Genomic DNA, 22,454 nt, shown 5'->3' on the forward strand with positions numbered 1-22,454 from the left:
AAGTTCAATAATTATTCCATTACTGTATAATCACCGATGCTCACCTTGTTATAGTTTGCATTATACTTTACGTGATTTCCTATCATAGCCTCATCTAAAGTAGCGTTCTTAATTACAGAATGACACTGTATTAATGAATTTTTAATAGTTGAGTTTTCTATAGTAGTTCCTGCTCCTATAGAAACGTGTGGCCCTACTGTAGAGTTTTTAATGACTACTGATGGGTCTATAACGCAAGGTTCTATGATTTTAGCATTTTCTAAGGTAGGATTTGTGTTGATTTCATCACTTCCGTCCTTTTTCATAAACTCGATGATGCGTGTGTTGGTCTCTACAGTAACCACTTTATTACCACAGTCCATCCACTCATCTACGGTTCCTGTTTTAAAAACTTTCCCATTTTGCATCATGCGTTTGATACCATCATTAATTTGGTATTCTCCACCATTGATGATGTTATTTTCTAATACAAACTGTAACTCATTTTTAAGGTCTGCAACTTCTTTAAAGTAATAGATTCCTATTACAGCTTGATCAGACACAAAAGTTTCTGGCTTTTCAACGAGCTCAACAATTTCTTCTTTATCGTTAAGTTTTACCACACCATAAGCTTCTGGCTGATCAACTTGTTTAGTCCATATAACAGCGTCTGCTGTAGGATCTAGTTTAAAGTCTGCTCTTATTAACGTGTCTGCATAAGCAACTACTGCAGGTCCTGAAAGTGAGTCTGCTGCACTCATAATAGCGTGTCCTGTTCCTAATGGTTCACCTTGACGGTATATACTAGCTTTTGCTCCTAGACTGGTAGCTAACTCTTCTAAACTTTTTACTACATCATCGCCAAAAAATGCCGGATCGCCCAATATAAAAGCCACTTCAGTAACTGGCTCTTCTAATATGCGAGCAATATCTGTCACTAATCTGTGAACGATAGGTTTATTTGCAATAGGAATTAACGGCTTAGGAACTGTTAATGTATGTGGTCTTAATCTAGAACCACGGCCAGCCATAGGTACAATTATTTTCATAGTATATGATACGTTATTATACTGCTTATGCAGTTAATGTTATGTTTAATTTATTTTACTCCAGTACTCCCAAAACCGCCTGCACCGCGATCTGTACTGCTTAATTCTTCTACTTTTTGCCATTGTGCACGCTCATGCTTTGCAATGACAAGTTGTGCAATACGTTCACCGTTTTCAATAGTAAACGCTTCATTTGATAAATTTACAAGAATCACGCCTATTTCACCACGATAATCTGCATCGACTGTTCCTGGTGCGTTTAAAACTGTAATACCTTTTTTTGCAGCGAGACCACTTCTAGGTCTTACTTGCGCTTCATAACCTATAGGTAGTTCTATAAATAGACCTGTTTTAATAATGGCACGTTCCATAGGTTCCAGAATCACTGCTGTTTCTAGGTTTGCTCTTAAATCCATTCCTGCACTAGCCTCAGTTTCATAATGAGGTAATGCATGTGCCGATTTATTGATGATTTTTATGGTCATTATTTTTTAATCAAATTTTTAATAAATGTTTTCTCTCGTATCCAGATTAATACGGCTAGAACAGCCGTCATTAGTATTCCCACAAGATAAAGACTCCAACTGCCTATACCCAACTCTTCTCTGAAAAAATAAAAGAATATCAGGGAAAAACTAATCGAAACGATTAAATACAATAAGATATTTTTAAGGTCATATGGTATTGCAAAATGCTTTCTACTGAGTACATAAGAAGTTACCATCATTAATCCATAAGCAGCGCATGTAGTTATTGCGCTGGCTATATAACCCATTTGTGGAATCAATAGAATGTTCAATCCTATAGTTAACGCAGCTCCGAGAACTGAAATATAAGCTCCATATTTAGTTTTATCAGTTACCTTATACCAAACAGATATGGACTGATATATCCCAAAAAATAAATAGGCAATCAATACCATAGGTACGATATCCATCGCATCATAATATTTTTCATTGATTAATAATACTTTAATCAGATCTACTAATACTATATAAGCAAGCAATGCTATCGAGCCCAAGATTACAAACATCTTTGTAATTTGAGCATAGAGCTGTGGTGCCTTTTCATTTTTTGCCTCACTAAAAAAGAAAGGTTCGACTCCTAATTTAAAGGCTGTTGAAAACAAAGTCATCCCTACAGCAAGTCTATAACATGCCGTATAGATTCCTACTTGATCAGTAGCATTATCAATCAACAACCATTCTAATAATATTTTATCAAAGGTTTCATTAATAGCAAATGCTAATCCAGCTATTAAAATAGGAAAGCCATAGCGCAGCATTCTTTTCCATAACAAGACATCAAACTTCCACTTACTGAAGTATGGTTTACAAATCACCAAAAACGTGAGTGCACTTGCCCCAAAAAATGCGATGAAATACAATTCAATCTTATCATCAGGCAACCAATCTCGTAAACCTGGAATATCTTGCAGCCATATCAAGAAAAGCGCACTGCAACCTACCGAAATGATTACGTTAATCATTTTAATTACTGCATACTTTACCGCTTTGCCTTGTGCTCTCATATAAGCAAATGGCACTACTGCTAGAGTATCAAAAGCCAGTACACCTATCACCCATCTCCAGTAATTTGCAGATTTATCAGTCCATGAAGCGATGTGGTCTAAACTTAAGTAAGAAACGATCACAAATAATAACGTAGTACCTAACAAAGTGCCTATAGCCGTTCCTAGAACCTTAGATTTATCATCAGTCTCTGTAAAATATCTAAAAAACGCCGTCTCTGTACCATAAGTCAACAAGACATTAAAGATTATGATCCAAGAGAATATAATGGAAACTTCCCCAAAATCTTCTGGATTAGGTAAGTAATTAGTTAATAATGGCGTCAGTAATACGGTTAATAATCGAGGTAGTACGGTCGCTAGACCATAAACAAATGTGTGCTTAAAAAGACGATTAATTGCGCTCAAAAAAACCTTGTAATTATTACCGCTCAAAGGTAGTTATAATCACAAGGTTCTACAATGCAACGCTTTCGCGAAAGCGTATTTAAAATAATTGCTTATTACTATAATTTATTCATGAACATGACACGCTATATCGTGACTATGGTGATAATTGCAAACGGTTACATGATGTGTAGTGCATTGCACCTGACTATAGTCTGTATAACCACCTGGCCATGTAATACTGCCGCCAGTAGTACGGGCAAGCGTGATGTAATCTGGTGAAACATGATCACAAAGAATGACATGTACTGGTCGTTTAATTTGATGTACTAGAGAAATATCTCTAATACTAGTAGCATCTGCAATGAGAACAAAGTCACTACTAGATTGGTCATGTGCTTGTGCTGCTATGATGGCCTCAACATCATTTTCTGGCCCATCGCCGCCACCGCCATTATCTACTGCTGTTGCAACAGTATTTAAAAAACTATCAATATCTAAATGGTTGGGAAAATAAATACCACCTGTACTGCCTATTGTTTTACCACTGCGTCCTTGCCTCAATTTATCATCGCCATCATTAAAAAGCACCATGCTATTCATCAATTGTTTGTCTTTATTGACATGGTGCCATCGCACTACCTGACCTACATAACTGTACATGCTGCCTGTCCAGTCTACGACTACATTCATGTTTTGCCACTCTGGATGAGCATTAAAGGCGTCAAAAACGACTGTATTTGTAGAAGTATTCTGTCCACCTATATGATGTGCCGTAGTCGTTGCAGCACTGCGCACATAGTGTGTTTTACCAGCTTTATCTTTTACTTCTATCATCTCGTCACTGGTCTCTGCGTTCATGTAGTTTCGGATTTCTCTAGCAATTTCTGCTCCTTGAGCATTTGCAAGTCCCGAAAATGTCAAAGCGATAATTGTTATTTTCAATAGATTTTTCATAGTTGTAAATTTTATGAGTCAAACTTAAGCGCATAAAAAAGGCGCTCATAGCTATAATGAGCGCCTACTATATTTGAATGAGTGAAATGACCTATTGGGGCATAGAAGGCATATCCAATTGCGAGCGTTCTTGAATATCAAGCAACTTTACATAGTTTATGGAATCACTATTTATTTCTTTTAGAGCAATAACGGCTTCATTATCTTTCAACTCAAACGGGAATTTCTCAAGATTAGGCGCTTCATTTTGCGCCTCTTTTTTAGAATCCAAATCCATGATCAGATCCTGACGATTATTAAAATCTGTGCGGAATCGTGACACCATCATCATGCGGTCATCTGCCGTGTAGTTTACTGTTTTATTAACGCTATTGCGAAAGTAGATCGCAATAACCTCTTTACCACTAGTAACCTTTGTAGGGAAATATAAAGTGATGCCACTACCAGATCCAGGTGCGCCACCATTCCATGCTTGTGCATATGCTTGTTGAGAGACCGGAAAGTCTGCAGACGTATAGGTTTCTGACATTTTTTGGGCTCCACAAGAGCTAATGGTCAAGGCTAGTAAAATATAGATTGATTTCATGGGTGTAATTTAAGGATTGTTGTTCAAATGTAGTGCCATAAGCGTTTAAAGGAAAAGTGCTATTCAATAACCTTAATGTTATAAAAAGACTTAGAAAATGCCTTATTCTCAAAACATACAACAGCCTCTAAAGGAAAAACTTCAATTGAATTAGTAGGTATATTTAAAACGGAATGGGTTGGTAATTTAATTTCATCAGTAACATATAATTCATATGTTGCTTTGCCCGTATTGTAATCTCGTAGTACTAAATTTTCTTTTTCAATTATAACTTTATAACATTTATAACCCTTAATGGTTTTAACATCTTTTTTATCTATTTTAAAAGTAACACCTTCGTTTGTATTAAATAGCGTGTCATTTTTATAATTAATATTCCTAGCCTTGTTATAATACCTTAGAATTCCATTGCTTTTTGATATGAGTTGATAGTCTCCTCTCATATCACCTTTATATTCTTCATAACGCCAAATGGAGTCCTCTTCCACCTTCAATGCAATATCATTCTGAATCCACTTCCTTGTTTTTACGCTATCCCGAGCTATTTTATTTTCATAAATTGTAACTAAAGAATCCAACCCTTTTAAACCTGTAGAGTCAATCGATGTTGCTAATGATCTAAAAAATTCAACATCTCCTTCCGTTGATTCCTCGTCATAATATTCAAAAAGAAAATAATTGGGCTCAGGTTTTAAATCATTTACCGCTTTTTTTGACGTGCAGGAGATTGCAATTGCCACAATGCTAAAAGTCAAAAAATAATTTTTCATAATTTTTATCTACTTAGTTCCATAACGTTCAAACCTAACTTTAGGATCTGATTCCCATTCGTTATATCCAATGTTGATGGGTCTATAGTTATAACATACTACGCCTAACTCATCCATAGCTGATTTCAATTTCTCTGAAATAATAAATTTAATACCACCAAATACATGTTGCAGAGCGAATAAATCAATATCATTGAAATTTTCATTAATTCTAAATTTATCAATTAGAATATAAGTATTATCAGCTGGATTAGAATATTTTGCTTTTTCATTATAAAATTCAGCCTTGGAATTGATGTCAATAATTTCGGTTACTCTATTAGGATAAGATCCATGAGTTTTTGAAAATTGTGTTTTTTCAAAATCTATTAAATCATCATCAAATTTAGAAATATGACTTATGTTATAATTATCTAAAAGAACGCCTTTGTGGTATACATTTAATGGAAGAAAGTTAATTCCGTAAATATAATGCTCTTTAAATGAAAATTTTAATTCATTATTTATGACTAAGGCTCCAGTAAAACCTATAGCTCCTAGAGGCACCAAACCATGAGTTAAGTTTGAATTATCATTCAGCAATAACTCCGCTTTTTCCAATATAATATTATTTGGAACCTCTTTTCCTATCCATAAATCAATAAATTTTCCTGAATTTATTTTTGATTTATATATATAATCTTTTATTTGAGGATACCTTCCAAAGTTTTTCCTTCTACAATTTTCATAAATGATAAAGTAATTCCCCATTTAGTTTAGTTTAGTTTAGTTTAGTTTATTAAATGTATTAAATTATCTAATGGAACTCCCGGATTTGTATCTATAACATGTTTAATATTCGTAGTTAGTTCTACCACTTAACTATAAGCTTCTAAACCAGTTGCATTTGGATATTGAATGTTCCAGTTATTAAGAAGTTGTTTGATTTTTGCGCTATATTGTATATGCGGAGCATTATGAATAACATCACTTACAGGTATACCATTTAAAGCTTCATCTATATGAAAACCTTGTCCTGCCGCTTTTTGTATTACAGGATGAATCAGAAAATCATTCGCTTGTGGAATAAGATGATGTGCTTTTCTAGGATCAACAGCTAATGGCGCCATCCCTAAAGCTTTCCTTAGTTTTCCGCTTCTACCAACGAATTTATATAATCCCGTAGAAGTATAATAAGAAATAATATAGGTTGTCCAGATCCAGATACGTCTACCTTAAGGGGTTTTTGATCATCACAAGCCATAACAACGATAGAAAGACATAGTGCAACAAATAGGGAAAGAATTTTTTTTATGATTTCGAATTTAAAGTTTCCCTTTAGATGCAGAAGTCAAAAAATGTTACATGTATATTCTAAAAAAGTTTGAGCATCAAAAAAGCCTTTCATTTCTGAAAGGCTTTTTGATATTATAAAATGAGATGCTGAAATAAATTCAGCATGACAGCTTTGAATAGCATTTTAATTATTCAACGCTTCTGCTCCACCTACGATTTCAAGGATCTCGTTAGTAATCGCAGCCTGACGTGCTTTATTATAAGTTAACTTCAACTGATCTCTAAGTTCCGTTGCATTATCAGTTGCTTTATGCATTGCAGTCATACGTGCACCGTGCTCACTAGCCCAAGAATCACGCACTCCTTTGTACAATTTCATTTTTAAAGACTTAGGGATTAATTCTTTAATGATTAGAAGTGATAGCCATAACACAAGAGATTTTCAAACTAAAACATCTTACAATATATCAACCTTAAATTAAAACATTACCTTTTGATGACTATTTTTTTAGTAAAAATAAGATCAGAGTAAATAAATTTTATTAAATAAATACCTTCCTCTAAATCCGAAGTGTCAAAATGTTGAACATTGCATTTACTCTTCTTTACAAGCTCGCCAGAAATACTAAAAACACTTATGTCAAAATCATAGTTTAAGTATTCATTCCAACGTATTTCTTCAGCTGCTGGATTAGGATAAATTTTAAAATTATTGTTCTCAGCTTGCATATCAGTAGATAAAACATTGTCGTTAGTGAAAATTTTCACAGCATACTTTGTCTCATAATTATTAAAAACATCAGTTTGAAAGTTTGTTAATATATCCACTTTACCATCATTATTCATATCAGATAAAGCTAAGGTTTTATTCCAAGTGTTAGAATTAGATAATTGTTGAATGTAAGTCTTGTTATAATTACTATTCCCATCATTTAAATAATAAAATGCATCTTCTCTTAATCCTGAAAATGACGTACATGATACTGCAACAATATCTAGGAACCCATCGTTATTGATATCTGCGTAACTAAGACCATCCACAGATTGAGAATCAAACACGCTTGGATTACTGAATGTACCATTGTTATTTGTTAATAAAAGAATATCCGAATTAACGGCAGCATAATCGCTACCAGTAAGAATATCCAAATCACCATCACCGTCATGGTCTGCCATCGCTAATACAGCTGCATCAGTGTTACTTATAATAAGACTAACAGAAAAAGGGTTAGGTAAGCCATTATTGGTAATTTTATGAATTGCATTTGTAAAGTTTGAAGCGCATACTATATCTAAGTCGCCGTCGCTATCTAAATCGTGAACCTCAATGATAGTAGGTTCGAAATTTGAAAATGAAGAGTTAATTACGATTTTAGGTTGAAATGTATAATTCCCGTTGGAGAGATATAATTCTAAAGGACTATTGCTGTCCGCAGTGGCTATCAATACATCATTGAAACCATCATTATTCATATCAGCTACAGCTATATCTCGAACGGTTTGTGTTTGGGTTTGAGAATATAATTCAGTAAATGTTTTATCCGTGTTGTTTTTGAATATTCTGACTTCTGAATCTGTAGCTGTAATTATATCTTTAAAACCATCGTTATCAAAATCTGCTGTTGCTGTTGCATACTCAAAAGAACTATCCGTGTTATTTGAAAAAGCGCGTGGTGCGGAGTATAGACCACCACCTTTGTTTTCAACCCATAATAAACTATTATAACCAATCACCAAATCCTTTAATCCATTGTTTGTTAAATCAACAGGTATTATAGATCTAGAAAACGTGAATAGGTAATTAATCACATTTTCTTTGAGTACGCTACCCTGTGGATCAATATAAAGTGCTGAGCACTTTTTTTCGGCTCCGTAAACTATTTCTTTTTTACCATCATTATTTAAATCACTTACAATTAAGGCGTTTGGATTCTCAAAATTACCAGCTATAACTATGTAAGGAAGGAAACCGTTATTGGAATCTCGTTTTAACCAGCCAATTTCGTCAGTCCATGGAGATGAAAAGATGATATCATCAAGTTGATCACCATCAATGTCATAAATGATAATGTTATTAGGTATAATCAACGAGGAGCTTAATTGCACAGAAGATTGAGAATAGCCTTGTCCTGGAATATAGGAATGATACCTTAGTGTATCGTAAAGGTCATGGCTGTATATAATATCCTTATAACCATCATTATTAATGTCTGAAAAGGCAACTCCTGAGCTATTTACAGATGAGCTGACAATTGTAGGATTAGAAAGAACTCCATTTAAATTTAGCATATATCCTAAAGTTCCATTTTCCTCCAAGAAAAAAATATCAAGAAAACCGTTTTGATCTACATCCAAATTAAATAATTTGATGATATCACGATTAGAACTATGAATTAAAGTTTCAGAACTAAAAACACCGTTATTATTTTGAAATAAAGATATTTTCTCACTCCTACCTGTACTTACTAAAACGTCGTCATCCCCATCATTATCAATATCAACAGCTATAGTACTAATAGGGTCATCAATATTATTTGTAATGGAAATAGGCTGAGAAAAAGTGAAATTTCCAAGATTTTGTATCCAGAAAACTTTATCCTCAAAAGAACTGCTAATAACTACATCGTTGAGTCCGTCAGAATTGAAATCAGATACAGCGAGTGAATATTTTGCATAGAAACTAACGTTGAAAAGTTTAACTAATTGTAAACGCTGTTCTTCATGAAAATCTCCATTAAAACTTCTGTAAATTTTAATGGAATTATCAATAATAGATGCGACTATCAAATCGTCGAATGAATCATTATTTAAGTCAGCAGCCACTACTGCATTTACCCTAAATGAAGAATGGCTATCATCCACTATGTTTAATGGAGGATCAAAATTAATTTGACCGTAAGAGAATGTGACTAAACAAAATAGAAAAACACTTAGTAATTTTTTAAAAATCATATTACCAAAATTTTGGAGTTTATATAATCTAAAGAATTAATTATTGAAAATATTTGAACTATTCCTGATTTACTTGCCAATATGATTAACATTAAATCTAATTTATCGTCAATATTAAATAAAACTTTCTAAAAAGAGTGCTTAAATATTAGTCCAATTGACTGCGATTTAATTTTCTAAGGCCTCTGCTCCACCTACGATCTCTAAGATCTCGTTAGTAATCGCAGCCTGACGTGCTTTATTATAAGTTAACTTCAACTGATCTCTAAGTTCTGTTGCGTTATCTGTTGCTTTATGCATTGCAGTCATACGTGCACCGTGCTCACTAGCCCAAGAATCACGCACTCCTTTGTACAATTGCATCTTTAAAGACTTAGGTATTAACTCTTCAATGATTTCTTCCTTAGAAGGCTCAAAAATGTAATCTAGCTCTTTTTGAGTTTCAATAGCTGCTTCATCCTTTGCTACTGGTTTAAGCGGCAAGAAATCTTCAGTCATTATAATTTGAGTAGCAGCATTTTTAAAACTGTTATATACTAAAACAATTTTATCAAATTCACCTGTTACAAACAGCTCCATCAACTCTTCAGCAATTAGAGCAACATTATCAAAGGATATGTCATCAAAAAGATCACTCTTGTTTGAGATAATATTATCGGTCTTCTTTGCAAAATCGTTTGCCTTCTTACCTATAGTCATGTAAGAAACAGCGATACCTTTCAAATCTTCTTGATTCAAACGAATCAATTCTTTAATAATATTAGAGTTAAAAGCACCTGCAAGACCACGATTAGAAGTAATAGCGACAACTAAGGCTTTTTTTACATCACGTTGCTCTGCAAATTTACTTCCAGCTTCACCTTCTAAGGTAGAGCTTAGACTCTGTAAAATCTCAGTAAGCTTATCAGAATAAGGACGCATTGCTGTAATAGCATCTTGTGCTTTTTTAAGCTTTGCTGCACTCACCATCTTCATAGCAGATGTAATCTGCATGGTAGAAGATACTGATGAAATTCTGTTTCTTATTTCTTTAAGATTCGCCATAATTTGTTAGAAGTTAGAGGTTAGAAGTCAGAGATAAGAAACTATGTTTCTCATCTCTGATCTCTAAGTTCTTAGTATCTACTAGAAAGATCTTTTGCTACTGCTGTAAGTGTATCAATCACTTCATCAGTAAGTTTTCCAGCTTTAAGAGTATCTAGAGTTCCTCTATGCTTTGCATTAAGTAATTCTATAAAGTCTCTTTCAAATTCTTTTACTTTTTCAACAGGAACGTTTTTCAACAAGTTCTTAGAACCTGCATAGATAATTGCAATCTGATCTTCAACAGTGTAAGGATCATTTTCTGCTTGCTTTAATATCTCAACGTTTCTCTTTCCTTTTTCAATAACACCTAGTGTAGTTGCATCAAGGTCAGAACCGAACTTTGCAAATGCTTCAAGTTCACGGAAAGCTGCCTGGTCTAATTTTAAAGTACCAGATACTTTTTTCATAGACTTAATCTGTGCAGATCCACCAACACGTGATACTGAAATACCAACGTTAATAGCAGGACGTACACCAGAGTTGAATAAATCACCATCTAGGAAAATCTGTCCATCTGTAATCGAAATTACGTTAGTAGGAATATAAGCCGATACATCACCAGCTTGTGTTTCAATAATAGGAAGTGCAGTAAGAGATCCACCACCTTTAACGATAGGTTTCAAACTATCTGGCAGGTCGTTCATGTTTTTTGCGATTTCATCATCTGCAATAACCTTTGCTGCACGCTCCAACAATCTTGAGTGAAGGAAGAATACATCTCCAGGATACGCCTCACGTCCTGGTGGACGACGTAAAAGTAGAGAGATCTCACGGTAAGCAACAGCTTGCTTAGATAAATCATCATAAATAATAAGTGCAGGACGACCAGTATCACGGAAGTACTCACCTATCGATGCTCCAGCAAATGGTGCATAAACCTGCATTGCTGCTGGGTCAGATGCATTTGCTGCAACAATTGTAGTATAAGCAAGAGCACCTTTTTCTTCAAGTACTTTTGCAATGTTTGCAACTGTAGACGCTTTTTGTCCGATAGCTACATATATACAATATACTGGCTCACCAGCATCGTAAAATTCTTTTTGGTTAAGAATCGTGTCAATACAAACAGTAGTTTTACCTGTTTGACGGTCACCAATTACAAGTTCACGTTGTCCACGACCTACAGGAATCATCGCGTCGATAGACTTAATACCTGTCTGTAATGGCTCAGTTACTGGTTGACGGAAAACAACTCCAGGAGCTTTGCGCTCTAGAGGCATTTCATATAAGTCACCTTCAATAGCACCTTTACCATCGATAGGCTCACCTAATGTATTTACTACACGACCTACAATACCTTCACCTACTTTAAGAGATGCGATACGTTGTGTACGTTTCACAGTGTCACCTTCAGCGATACCTGTTGATGGGCCTAAAAGTACCACACCTACATTATCTTCTTCTAGGTTAAGAACGATACCTTCAATCCCAGATGTAAACGCAACTAGTTCACCATATTGGGCGTTAGAAAGACCGTAAACACGTGCGATACCATCACCTACTGTAAGTACGGTTCCCACTTCATCAAGTGATGCAGTTGCATCAAAACCTGATAATTGTTGCTTAAGTATTGCAGATACTTCTGCTGGATTTACTTCTGCCATGTTCTTGTTTTTATTCTTATCAAATAGGTCGTAATGACCATTTATTCTTAATTAAATACGCTTTCGCGAAAGCGGAATTTTAAAACACATTTACTATCTAGTAGCAAATGTTCTTTTTAATTGTCCTAATTTGTTTGCTACACTAGCATTGATTTCTTGATCACCTACTCTAAGAATAAATCCTCCTAGTATAGATTCATCAACTTTTTTCTCTAATGTAATGTCTTTACCAGCAAGCGCTTTTGCTTTTGCTAGCACTTTTTGTTCTAAATCAGCAGTGATTTCAACAGCAGTTGTTACTGTAGCAATCTCACGCTTATTCATTTCTTCAAAAAGTAAAATATACTTTGTAGCGACATCCATTAATATATCTGCACGCTTATTATCTACTAACAGATCAAAAGATCCCATTGTGATTGCACCTGCATCTTTAAAAACCTGACGTAATGCGCCACGTTTCTGTTCTGATTTGATTAACGGACTGCTCATGAAGTCACGTAATTCTTTATTACCGTTAAGAGTAACTAGAATAGTCTTCATTTCTTCATTTACAGCGATAGCTTCACTCTTATCTATTGCTAGACTAAGAATAGCATTTGCGTATCGGGATGCAGCTCTAGATAATTTCATGTTCTTAGATATTTGCTTCGGCTAGTAATTGCTCGATAAGTGCATGTTGTGCATCTTTCTGAGAAAGTTCTTTACGTGTCACTTTTTCTGCTATGTCTACAGATAGATCAGCTACTTGAGATTTGATATCTGCAAGTGCTGCTTTCTTCTCTGCTTCAATTGCTTCTTGAGCTTGAGCTATAATTTTATCTGCTTTTTCTTGAGCTTGACCTGCAGCATCTGCAATCATCTTCTCTTTAATCTCACGTGCATCTTTAAGCATCTCGTCTCTTTGAGCACGAGCCTCTTGTGCGGCAGCTTGATTAGAAGCTTCAAGATTAGCCATTTCTATTTTTGCATTTTCTGCAGCAGCTAGTGCTTCAGCAATTCCTTCTTCTCTTTCAGAAAGAGCGTTAAGAATAGGTTTCCATGCAAATTTTCTCATCAATACAATTAAGATGATAAGGATAAGTGCTTGCATGAAAAACAAGCCTGGCGAAAAATCATTAATTAAATCTAACATAATAAAATGTTGTTGTGTTTAAAATTTAATAGTTAAACAGTTCTTACAACCAACCGTTGCAAGAACTGTTTGTTTTTTGAACTCTTATTAGTTTTTACCTAATAAAAGAGCTCCAAATGCAAGTCCTTCAAGAAGTGCACCGATAATAATCATCGCAGTTTGGATCTTTCCAGCTGCTTCTGGTTGACGAGCAATAGCTTCCATTGCTTTTCCACCAATTTGACCAAGACCGATACCACCACCGATAACGATAAGACCTGCACCAATTAAATTATAAGCTGTTTCCATGATAATGGGTATTAAAAATTAAACAAAAAAAATTAAATAAAACGTTCTCTTACCTCGTCGATGTCGTCCTCTTCAGTGCCAGCATGCTCGTGATGATCATGCTCTGCAACTGCCATCCCTATAAATAAGGCAGATAACATTGTAAAGATAAATGCCTGTAAAAAGGCTACTAATAATTCTATAACTGATAAGAACAAGGTAAGGAATATAGAAAGTCCTGTCGAACCTACTATACCGAACTGTGCTTTAAGCGTAATCATTAAGGCAATAAGACCCATGACTACAACGTGACCAGCTGTAATGTTTGCAAATAAACGTACAAGAAGTGAGAATGGCTTTGTAAGCAGGCCTATTAACTCAATAGGTATTAAAGCTATTTTCATTAATACTGGAACGCCTGGCATCCAGAAAATATGCATCCAGTAATCTTTATTACCACTAAATTGTACAATAATAAATGTAAATAAAGCAAGACATACGGTTACCGCTATTTGTCCCGTGATGTTAAACCCAAATGGTGTTAACCCTAAAAGGTTACTTATCCAGATTAAGAAAAACACGGTTAATAAATACCCCATGAATTTTCTATACTTAGTCTCACCTATATTAGGACGTGCAATCTCATCTCTTACATATAACACTAACGGTTCTAATACACGACCAAATCCAGTAGGGATCTTTTTAGTCTTGTACTGCTTTGCTAATGCACCAAAAACTAGTAGCATTAATAGACCTATTAATATAAGTCCAAAAACAGACTTTGTAATAGACATATCAAATACTCTATGAGCATTAGTAGGGTGATGATCTGCATCAAAATTAATTGCAGTAGCACCACTATCTAACTCATATATCTTACTGTGCAGTTTTGTAAATGTGGCATCGCCAGCTTTTACTAATACTTTCCCATCATCATCGTGATGAAACTTTGAAGACATAAAGAATTTTAAACCTTCACTAGACCAAACAATAACAGGCAAAGAAAAACCAACATGTTTTCTTACTCCAGCATCATCTGAATATGAGAATAAATGGAAGTCATGTGAATCTTTTAAGTGATGATCGATATAAGAATCGATTTCTTCTTTTGTATTCACTTTACCGCCATCTGATTCTATTTCATCATCAAAGGCATAATCACCATTATGTTCTTGAGCTTGTGCTGTCGCAAAAGCTGTAAAGATCAAAGCAAAAAAAGCTATTTTAAAGTACGCTCTATACATGTAAATCACCTTAAAAAGTTAGGTCTCTTAATTCGGGTGCAAATGTATGACAAAAAAACGTGTAAAAAGCGAGCTTTTAAAAGTTAATTTTTTACTGCTTTTTAAAGTTTTTTAAAGCTGCCAATTAATTCTGATTAAGCCACTTAATAACTATTGCAGCTTCTAAAAACAAAAAGATAAAATAAGGAATTAAAAAGCCTAATACCTCAACTTTTGATAAGCTAGGTCCAGTTATCAATTCTGGAAACATAATTAGGACAATTCCAAACTTTATAAAAACCAGTGCTAAAAAAGCAAATCCTAGCTTATCTGGTACTAATCCGAAGACGTATTTTAATGCGCTAACTGTAATAAAAGCTGCAACACCAAGAAAACTATAAGTTTTCCATAACGGAATAGTCGGATGATCTACTATTAAATAATGTATTCCAAAAATAGAAAGTGACAATAATAACAGCAACAAAAAGGTCTTGAGGTAAAAATTCATTTATAATGAGATGTGACTATTATATAAGTCTATGCTGTTTTACCTTTTTTATTACTGTCGCTCAAGTTTTTTACTCCAGTATTCATAGAACAGGTCGCATTAAAGGTTGCGCCTGGTTCTACAGCTAATTTAGAAATTACTACTTCACCGTCAATTACAGCACTAGATTTTAAAGTTAATAGACCAGTAACTGATAGTTTTCCTTTAAAATTTCCTTCTATATCTGCATTTCCACATTCTAGAGATCCATTAATTGATCCATCTTTACCGATAACGACTTTCGCAGGTGTTTGTAAAGTTCCATTGATGGTACCATCAATTCTAAAACCACCTTGACTAGTTATATCTCCTTCTATCACCGTACCGTGACTTATTCTATTTTGCGATTTTCCTGCTTCCATTTGTCCTTTTTTTGAACCTTTCTTATCGTTAAACATATTTAATGTGTTTAAAGCATTTCTTTTTCATAATCATCCAGGCTTTTATACACCTGTATGATTTTATAATTTTCTGTTGCAATAGGTATTGCTGTGTCGCTGATATTAAAACCATTGCTAGGATTAGCCATAAAGTCTCCTAATCCACGACTACCTAGTTTTGAAGTTAATCCATGAACAACAATTAAATTTTCTTGTGGATTATATACATCTACAGACACTGTAAAACCATATTTCTCTTGTTCAATGGCCTTTTCTAATTGATCTTTAAGCTGTTCTAACTTTTGATAATTAGTTTTCTCAATGCGATATATTAATTTAAAATCAGAAAGACCTTGCTCTGGCATAAAAGCCTCGGCTATTTTAAGTTTTTCTGCCTCTAATACTAACTTCTGTGCACTTTTCCCAACTTCAGTATTAGGAAAGTTAAGAGCGACAAAATCGATTCCTCGTTTGTACTCTTTGAAACCATACAATCTTCCTGCGGCAAAAGCTTTCAATAATTCTAATCTAGGTACAATAGGATCACCGTTAAATAAGGTAACATATCTTTCTACATTAGTGACCACGATTTCATAATTGCCTTTCTCGTATTCTTTGTATAGTCTTTTATATACAGCGCTAGGACTAGCATTATCTTCTATTTTCGCGTCTGGATTCAATAAAATCTGTGCATATCTAGTATCTGGGAATTCATTAATGATACGGCTTTTGTATGTATCCGCTTTCGCGAAAGCGCCACTCTCATTATATATAAGGTATAAATTGTATAATCCTGGAAGCAACAGTTTTTCAGCAGGTTCAAAAGCAATTAGATTTTCTAAACGACTTATTGCTAAATCATTGCGCTTAAATTTCTCTTTATAAATAACACCTAGCTGGTAATATGCAAAGTTACGAGCGCTTGCAATACTATCTAGCACACTCATCCCTTCTGGTAATTGATCGATATAAAACTCTGGAGTAAACTCTGGCCTTACCTCTTCTTCTACGAGTGCTTCATCTTCTTCTATAACAATCTCGCCACCACCATCATCTTTTTTATTCTTGCGTCTCCAGTTATTTTCTAATTTACGTTTCCCCCATTTTCTACGGAAATCTTGCTTTCCACGAGCAACGGTTTGTGGATTATAGAAGTAAAATGTAGGAGTACCTGAAAGTGTAGGTGTTGAAGGTGCACCGCCTATAGGGCCAAAAGCCGGTCCTGCGTTACCTCGCTTAGTCGTCTTATTATTTTGTATGGTTTGAAATGCATTTTGATTTTGAGCTTCTTTTAATGCTTCAACTTCAGCAAGTTTTGCTAGTCGCTCTTCCTCTGCTTTTAATTTTGCAATGTACTCGTTATAATAAGCGATTTGTTGATCAGTAGACATGTCCAACACATTAAAAATACTGTCTGCGCTGCGACACCTTTCTTCATAAAGAATAACATCTTCTAGATTATCTCTTTTCTTTTTTACCAATCGATGCTCTGGGCTGCGCTCAACATAACTAACCATGGCACTGTCATAATATTTACCTGCTGCAGCATATTTATTCTGGTTGAAACTTATTTTACCTAATGCACTATAATTATTACCTCGCAAGTATTGATCTGTTCCACCTTTTGCCCTTAGTGATAGATTATAATAGGTTACCGCATCGTTGAGTGAATCTCTATTCTCAAAGTATATCGCCTTGCGAGAATAAATATGGTCTAACCATGGGCGATTCTCACGATTTTCTTCTAGGTCATTTAAAGTTTCTAACAATAATACTTCACTATCAGTACTATTATCAAAGAGTTTTATTTTTTCAATAAATGAATGCACATAATAGCGACGTGGCACCTTGCGATGCATTTCTATGATTTGATCAAACTTTACAAAGGCACTGTCTCTCTCTCCTGCCTTTGCAAAAAGCTGTCCTGCTATAAATTTATAGCGAGCGATGGTTTCTTTATTCTTAGTGAGATTTGCTGCACGATTCATGTAAATCAATGCGCTATCTATTTGTTCTAAGTTTAAAAAGGCTTGAGAAAGTGTCGCATTTGCATTTGCTAAATCTTCATTTTCTATAATCTCACTTTCTTCTTTAAGTAATTTAGTAAGATTAATGATGGCAGTTTCGTTATTCTCTAAGCGCATATTAGTGCGCTCACGCCATATTTTTGCCTGATTAAGTTGATCACTTTCTGGCATGAATTGCAAGATGTAATTAAATGCCTCTAACGCTGGGACAAATCTCTGGTCGTAGTACCTAGCTTTACCTAGCAATAAGTAAGCATCATCAACTTGCGGATTGAACTCTTCTTCATTAACAAAAATCGAGTGTTTCTGAACTGCTTTTACAGCTTTCTCTTCGGCTCTTTCAAAATTAGGATTTGCCGGTTTCTGTCCTGGAAGAAATACCTCTTGCTTTAATTGCATACGTTCTACCGGTAAGATATCCCAATAGTCCTCGTTATATGTTGCTTCTAGTTCATCTAGTCCAGCTTGCAAGGCGAGATCACCATTATAAAGTACGTTATACTCAGTTCCAACCGCGTGTAGATTGCGACTTACAAATGAGTTTTTTTTACGACTACAACTAGTGACTATGACTAGTAGAAGTAAAAACGTTAAAATGTTAATAAGTGTGGTTCTCAAAAGCTCCTTTTTTATCTAGCTATCATAACTGCTTAAACAGCATAGATATTGTGAAAGGTCGTAAAAATAAGGATTTTTTATCCCTTAACTAAGAAAATGACCAAATGGAAGTTATCAACCGAACAATAAGAGTATAATTAATCTTTAAACCAGTAGATTTTTTTTGAGAAAAGACTCTTCAATCCATACTGCCTTCCTGATTGAGCTTCTACTACATGTGGTTTAGGAGACAGAATAATTGAAGCTACTATAGGAGTTAATTTACGCATAGTGCTGTCTGGTTCAAACATATACCCAGATAAAACCCATAACCCTAGAAACAATGCTAAAAACACAACACCATAGACTAGATACATTTTAATTTTGGCACTCATGACTTCAATTTTAATGCAAAGATAACTACAACTTGATAATCTTATTTGAAAACACGATTCTTAAACCATATTGCTTACCAGATTGATGCTCTTCTACATGAGGCTTTGGTGCAAGTAACCAACCACATGCCACTGGGATTACTGTAATCCAGAAAGTTGGATCCACTACATACTGTGATATGATATATCGTGCTATAAAGAAAATAGCTATAAAAATTACTACATGAATCACGTACATTTTTATCATAGCATTCATCATTATTCTTCTTCTTCAGTTAACACAGTAGCAACTGGCGCATGAATTTCTGATATACCAATAAAATAGTCTTCTAATTCTTTAAAAGTAGCACTGCTTTTCTCAATATCTTTTACGACTCTTCCTTTCTCCAGTAACACCACTCTTTGTGCAACCTCTGTAACATGTATTAAATCATGACTAGATACTAAAACCGTTACTTCTGGATCATTTGCAAGATCTTTAATAATCTTCTTTAACCTGATTTGTGTAGATGGATCTAGGTTTGCAAATGGCTCATCTAATATCACAACTTGTGGTTTTCCTATTAAAGCTGCGACGATACCTACTTTTTTCTGGTTACCTTTTGATAGGTCACGCAAGTATTTTTTTTGACCTACAGCTTCACCGTTAAAGAAATCACTGTAGCTAGCGATGAGCGCATCGATATCTGCTTTGTTCTGTCCGCGCAACTCACCGATGAAATAAAAATACTCTTCTGGAGTAAGGTAACCTATCAAAAAACTCTCATCTATAAAAGCACTAGTAAATGGTTTCCAGTCCTCACTTTGGTCGATTCTCACATCATTAGAAACGATATGACCACTAGATGGTTGAATTAAATCTAGTAATAATGAAAACAAGGTCGTTTTACCAGCACCGTTATTTCCAACTAGACCTATAGCCTGTCCCTTAGGAATTTCAAGGCTTTCGATGTCTAGAACTTTAGTACCGTTATATTGTTTTGAAAGGTTATTTATAGTAATCATAATAGTTGTGTTCTTTATTGTTGTGGTAATGACGCTTTCGCGAAAGCGTATTATATCTAATTAATGCTCTTCTCTTAGTTTTTCTGAGAATAAGCGGCTATCGTGTCGTACTTCTCGTTTTTATAAATGTCTTCTATCATATCAAAAATCTTATTTCTGAAAAGCAATCCTAACACTCCAGTCGCTGCAATAGCTATAAATCCAGCTGACTCATTTATAGTTAACGCAAATGCGTAGTAAATCACCACTGGTAGTACTAGTTTTGGAATTAACAATAAAAGTGTTTTTGCATTAAACGCCTTAGAATCACCAAAGGCTTTTTTAGTCGTCATTAAATCTATAGGTGTTTTTACAAATGCGCCACCCCATAAAACCACTGAACTATTAAAGCCAATGTTATAAACAGCACCTGCGAGCATCCCGAACCACCAGTCTAGACCAAAGTATAAGTAGAACGTACACAGTAACGTGCTTACCACAGTCGCTGCGACCATAAGCCACCATTTGCTAAGCAAAAACTCTCTGTAGGGAATATTTTGCGACATCATTAATTTATAATAACTACTATCCCAGCTAGGCACTAATCCACCAAAGCTGAATAAAAATCCACCGGTACAAAACAGTCCTGCAAAAACCTTCATACCATTAATACTAGAATATAGATCATTCATGAAAAACAATCCATAAAGGACAAAGAAGAAGCCCATGATAAAGGTCATTTTTGCACGCTTGTTTCTTTTAATAAGTTTAATGTCGTTCTTTAGATAAGTAGATAGTTTACCGAAGCGGTCTAAAAAACTTAAATCCTCTGTGGTAGCTTCTTTTGCAACAGCTTTTAACCCTTCATCTAGGTATAATTGTTTGATAAAGTAGTGGTATGCATAATATGTAGTCACTATGAATAATAATAGTGGTATTATAAATGCCCAAGCGTTTTCATAAAAGAACATAAACATAGGACCTGTATATGCAGTGATGTCAAAAAGACCATAATACTGGGACAATCCTAAACCTGCTATCACCGCTAGTACTGGATAAAATACTTTATCCATATTATTCATAAATACATTAAGAAAATTAGCGGCTAGAGTGATAAATAACATCGCTAGATGCCAGCCTATAACTCCTATAACACTATAACCTTGCGCAATTAAAACAACGCTGAAAGGAATAAAAAAGAATGCTGGTAAAAAATTAAAAAAGGAAATAACAGTTTTACCTAGTGCATAATTGACAATCTTTCCTTTTTTAAACGGCAAATACAATAAGGGTTTTATGTTTGCAACAGGCATTTTTTGAAGCATGTATCGATAACCTATGTCTGCAAAAACCCAGTATATTAAAAAGCCGTTCACGACTTGAAAAGGATTATCTGCAACGATTTTACCTTTTTCAATAAATTCTTCAATGATAAAATAGCTTCCTACACCTAGGGCTCCAAAAGCAACTATAAAATATAACGCCCCAAAGGCCATTAAAATCTTGATGGCTAGATTCTGTTTGAACGCTGCACTTCTAAAGAAGCTTTTCCATTCTAGATTGATAAATTTTTTGATCATGGTTAGTGAATTTGAAGTATTAGTTACAAAAGTTGTAAAAATGTTACAGGTCAATTTTCCTTTCTTATTTTTGCAGCCGTTAAAAGTAGCCCCATGGAATTTCATAAACTCACTATACAACAAGTTACTAAGGTCACACCACAGGCCGTAGAAATTAGATTTGACATACCACAAGAACTGGTTTCAGATTTTAATTATCAATCTGGTCAGTATTTAACCTTAAAAGCAGCTATAGATGGTAAAGAAGTACGACGTGCTTATTCACTTTCTAGTGCACCACACGAGAATCACTGGAGTGTCGTTGTTAAAGCCGTAGAAAAAGGAGTCTTCTCTAACTATGCCATGACATTGCGTGCTGGAGATCAACTAGATGTTGCTGCACCAGAAGGGCTTTTTGTTCACGAAAAATCTACAAATGCACAAACCTACCTAGGTGTCGCTGCTGGTAGTGGTATCACACCTATTATCTCTATTATAAAAACGGTACTGGAAACAGAACCGGATAGTAAGTTTGCTCTTATTTATGGGAATCAAAGTATTTCTCAAACTATTTATTTTGAACAAATTAATGATCTTCAAGATCAATATGGCGATCGTTTTATCGTACGTTATAGTTTCTCTAGAGAAGAACGTGATGGCGAACTTTTTGGTCGCGTCACAAAAGGAAATTTAAACTTTTTCTTGAAGCAGGATTGTACAGATTATGCTTTTGCAAAAGCTTATTTATGTGGCCCAGAAGACATGATCAGCATGACGACCGATAATCTTGTAGAAAAAGAGATTATAGCTAAAGAAAACATACACTTTGAGCTTTTTTCTACTAAAGAGAATAAAATAGAAATCACAGAAGACTCACATTTAACTGAGGTTACCGTAATCCTAGATGATGAAGAGCACACGTTCACAATGAAGCGCAGTGACAACATGCTAGATGTCATGCTTAAAAATGATATCGATGCGCCATACAGCTGTCAGGGCGGAATTTGTAGTTCTTGTATTTGTCAAATAGAAGAAGGCAGCGCTCAAATGGCCAAAAATGCCATCCTTACAGACAGTGAGATTGCAGAAGGACTTTCTCTAGCATGTCAAGCTTACCCGACGAGTGCTAAAGTGAAAGTTAATTTTGATGAGGTGTAGATTTAAAAT

Annotated in this window: 23 protein-coding genes and 1 pseudogene; 1 reads left to right on the forward strand and 23 read right to left on the reverse strand. The window is 34.7% G+C overall.

What is annotated here, in order from left to right; genetic code table 11:
- Positions 1-11 precede the first annotated feature (11 nt).
- The 23 genes and pseudogenes from R1T42_RS11370 to R1T42_RS11480 form a co-directional block, all read right to left on the reverse strand.
- On the reverse strand, positions 12-1,028 hold the full coding sequence (locus R1T42_RS11370; protein WP_317290406.1) for a sugar phosphate nucleotidyltransferase: 1,017 nt from the start codon (positions 1,026-1,028) through the stop codon (positions 12-14).
- Between the two features lie 50 nt (positions 1,029-1,078).
- Positions 1,079-1,513, reverse strand: coding sequence for a dUTP diphosphatase (gene dut, locus R1T42_RS11375; protein WP_042244971.1), 435 nt, complete (start codon positions 1,511-1,513; stop codon positions 1,079-1,081).
- Complete coding sequence (locus R1T42_RS11380) at positions 1,513-2,967, reverse strand: lipopolysaccharide biosynthesis protein (protein ID WP_317290407.1); 1,455 nt, start codon at positions 2,965-2,967, stop codon at positions 1,513-1,515. The genes dut and R1T42_RS11380 overlap by 1 nt, the downstream gene beginning before the upstream one ends.
- Before the next feature lie 105 nt (positions 2,968-3,072).
- Positions 3,073-3,903, reverse strand: coding sequence for a hypothetical protein (locus R1T42_RS11385; RefSeq protein ID WP_317290408.1), 831 nt, complete (start codon positions 3,901-3,903; stop codon positions 3,073-3,075).
- A gap of 91 nt (positions 3,904-3,994) precedes the next feature.
- The gene (locus R1T42_RS11390; protein ID WP_317290409.1) at positions 3,995-4,489 is read right to left on the reverse strand and encodes a hypothetical protein; all 495 of its coding nucleotides are present in this window, start codon (positions 4,487-4,489) and stop codon (positions 3,995-3,997) included.
- A 59-nt stretch (positions 4,490-4,548) separates the two neighbouring features.
- On the reverse strand, positions 4,549-5,259 hold the full coding sequence (locus R1T42_RS11395) for a hypothetical protein (protein WP_317290410.1): 711 nt from the start codon (positions 5,257-5,259) through the stop codon (positions 4,549-4,551).
- A gap of 9 nt (positions 5,260-5,268) precedes the next feature.
- Positions 5,269-6,009, reverse strand: a complete 741-nt coding sequence (locus R1T42_RS11400) for a hypothetical protein (RefSeq protein ID WP_317290411.1) — start codon at positions 6,007-6,009, stop codon at positions 5,269-5,271.
- A 107-nt stretch (positions 6,010-6,116) separates the two neighbouring features.
- Complete coding sequence (locus tag R1T42_RS11405; protein ID WP_042295054.1) at positions 6,117-6,368, reverse strand: AHH domain-containing protein; 252 nt, start codon at positions 6,366-6,368, stop codon at positions 6,117-6,119.
- Positions 6,369-6,718: 350 nt separating this feature from the next.
- A pseudogene (locus R1T42_RS11410) lies at positions 6,719-6,946 on the reverse strand (F0F1 ATP synthase subunit gamma); the annotation flags it as partial.
- 74 nt (positions 6,947-7,020) lie between these two features.
- A complete protein-coding gene (locus tag R1T42_RS11415; RefSeq protein WP_317290412.1) occupies positions 7,021-9,486 on the reverse strand; it encodes an FG-GAP-like repeat-containing protein in 2,466 nt (821 codons plus the stop codon).
- A 168-nt stretch (positions 9,487-9,654) separates the two neighbouring features.
- On the reverse strand, positions 9,655-10,530 hold the full coding sequence (atpG, locus tag R1T42_RS11420) for an ATP synthase F1 subunit gamma (protein WP_317290413.1): 876 nt from the start codon (positions 10,528-10,530) through the stop codon (positions 9,655-9,657).
- A 71-nt stretch (positions 10,531-10,601) separates the two neighbouring features.
- A complete protein-coding gene (gene atpA, locus R1T42_RS11425) occupies positions 10,602-12,176 on the reverse strand; it encodes a F0F1 ATP synthase subunit alpha (protein WP_036583473.1) in 1,575 nt (524 codons plus the stop codon).
- A gap of 93 nt (positions 12,177-12,269) precedes the next feature.
- A complete protein-coding gene (gene atpH, locus R1T42_RS11430; protein ID WP_042244991.1) occupies positions 12,270-12,806 on the reverse strand; it encodes an ATP synthase F1 subunit delta in 537 nt (178 codons plus the stop codon).
- A 4-nt stretch (positions 12,807-12,810) separates the two neighbouring features.
- On the reverse strand, positions 12,811-13,308 hold the full coding sequence (locus R1T42_RS11435) for a F0F1 ATP synthase subunit B (RefSeq protein WP_036583470.1): 498 nt from the start codon (positions 13,306-13,308) through the stop codon (positions 12,811-12,813).
- Positions 13,309-13,395: 87 nt separating this feature from the next.
- On the reverse strand, positions 13,396-13,596 hold the full coding sequence (atpE, locus tag R1T42_RS11440; protein ID WP_036583467.1) for an ATP synthase F0 subunit C: 201 nt from the start codon (positions 13,594-13,596) through the stop codon (positions 13,396-13,398).
- A 32-nt stretch (positions 13,597-13,628) separates the two neighbouring features.
- The gene (atpB, locus tag R1T42_RS11445; protein WP_317290414.1) at positions 13,629-14,819 is read right to left on the reverse strand and encodes a F0F1 ATP synthase subunit A; all 1,191 of its coding nucleotides are present in this window, start codon (positions 14,817-14,819) and stop codon (positions 13,629-13,631) included.
- A gap of 124 nt (positions 14,820-14,943) precedes the next feature.
- Positions 14,944-15,306: a hypothetical protein gene (locus R1T42_RS11450; protein WP_036583462.1), complete on the reverse strand. Its 363-nt coding sequence runs from the start codon at positions 15,304-15,306 to the stop codon at positions 14,944-14,946.
- A 29-nt stretch (positions 15,307-15,335) separates the two neighbouring features.
- Positions 15,336-15,743, reverse strand: a complete 408-nt coding sequence (locus R1T42_RS11455; RefSeq protein WP_036583460.1) for a bactofilin family protein — start codon at positions 15,741-15,743, stop codon at positions 15,336-15,338.
- An 11-nt stretch (positions 15,744-15,754) separates the two neighbouring features.
- Positions 15,755-18,370 (reverse strand): type IX secretion system periplasmic lipoprotein PorW/SprE, encoded by a 2,616-nt coding sequence (gene porW, locus R1T42_RS11460; protein ID WP_317290415.1) that lies wholly within the window; start codon positions 18,368-18,370, stop codon positions 15,755-15,757.
- A 137-nt stretch (positions 18,371-18,507) separates the two neighbouring features.
- The gene (locus R1T42_RS11465; RefSeq protein ID WP_042244995.1) at positions 18,508-18,744 is read right to left on the reverse strand and encodes a hypothetical protein; all 237 of its coding nucleotides are present in this window, start codon (positions 18,742-18,744) and stop codon (positions 18,508-18,510) included.
- A gap of 25 nt (positions 18,745-18,769) precedes the next feature.
- On the reverse strand, positions 18,770-18,991 hold the full coding sequence (locus R1T42_RS11470; RefSeq protein ID WP_146128639.1) for a hypothetical protein: 222 nt from the start codon (positions 18,989-18,991) through the stop codon (positions 18,770-18,772).
- A gap of 11 nt (positions 18,992-19,002) precedes the next feature.
- Positions 19,003-19,749, reverse strand: a complete 747-nt coding sequence (locus R1T42_RS11475; protein ID WP_036583450.1) for an ABC transporter ATP-binding protein — start codon at positions 19,747-19,749, stop codon at positions 19,003-19,005.
- Between the two features lie 74 nt (positions 19,750-19,823).
- Positions 19,824-21,308, reverse strand: a complete 1,485-nt coding sequence (locus R1T42_RS11480; RefSeq protein WP_317290416.1) for a DUF5687 family protein — start codon at positions 21,306-21,308, stop codon at positions 19,824-19,826.
- Between the two features lie 93 nt (positions 21,309-21,401).
- On the opposite strand from R1T42_RS11480, the gene R1T42_RS11485 reads away from it, so the two are divergent.
- Positions 21,402-22,445: a ferredoxin--NADP reductase gene (locus tag R1T42_RS11485; RefSeq protein ID WP_317290417.1), complete on the forward strand. Its 1,044-nt coding sequence runs from the start codon at positions 21,402-21,404 to the stop codon at positions 22,443-22,445.
- Positions 22,446-22,454: the final 9 nt, after the last annotated feature.

Source organism: Nonlabens ulvanivorans, assembly GCF_032922765.1.
In the GTDB taxonomy this organism is placed as follows: domain Bacteria; phylum Bacteroidota; class Bacteroidia; order Flavobacteriales; family Flavobacteriaceae; genus Nonlabens; species Nonlabens ulvanivorans.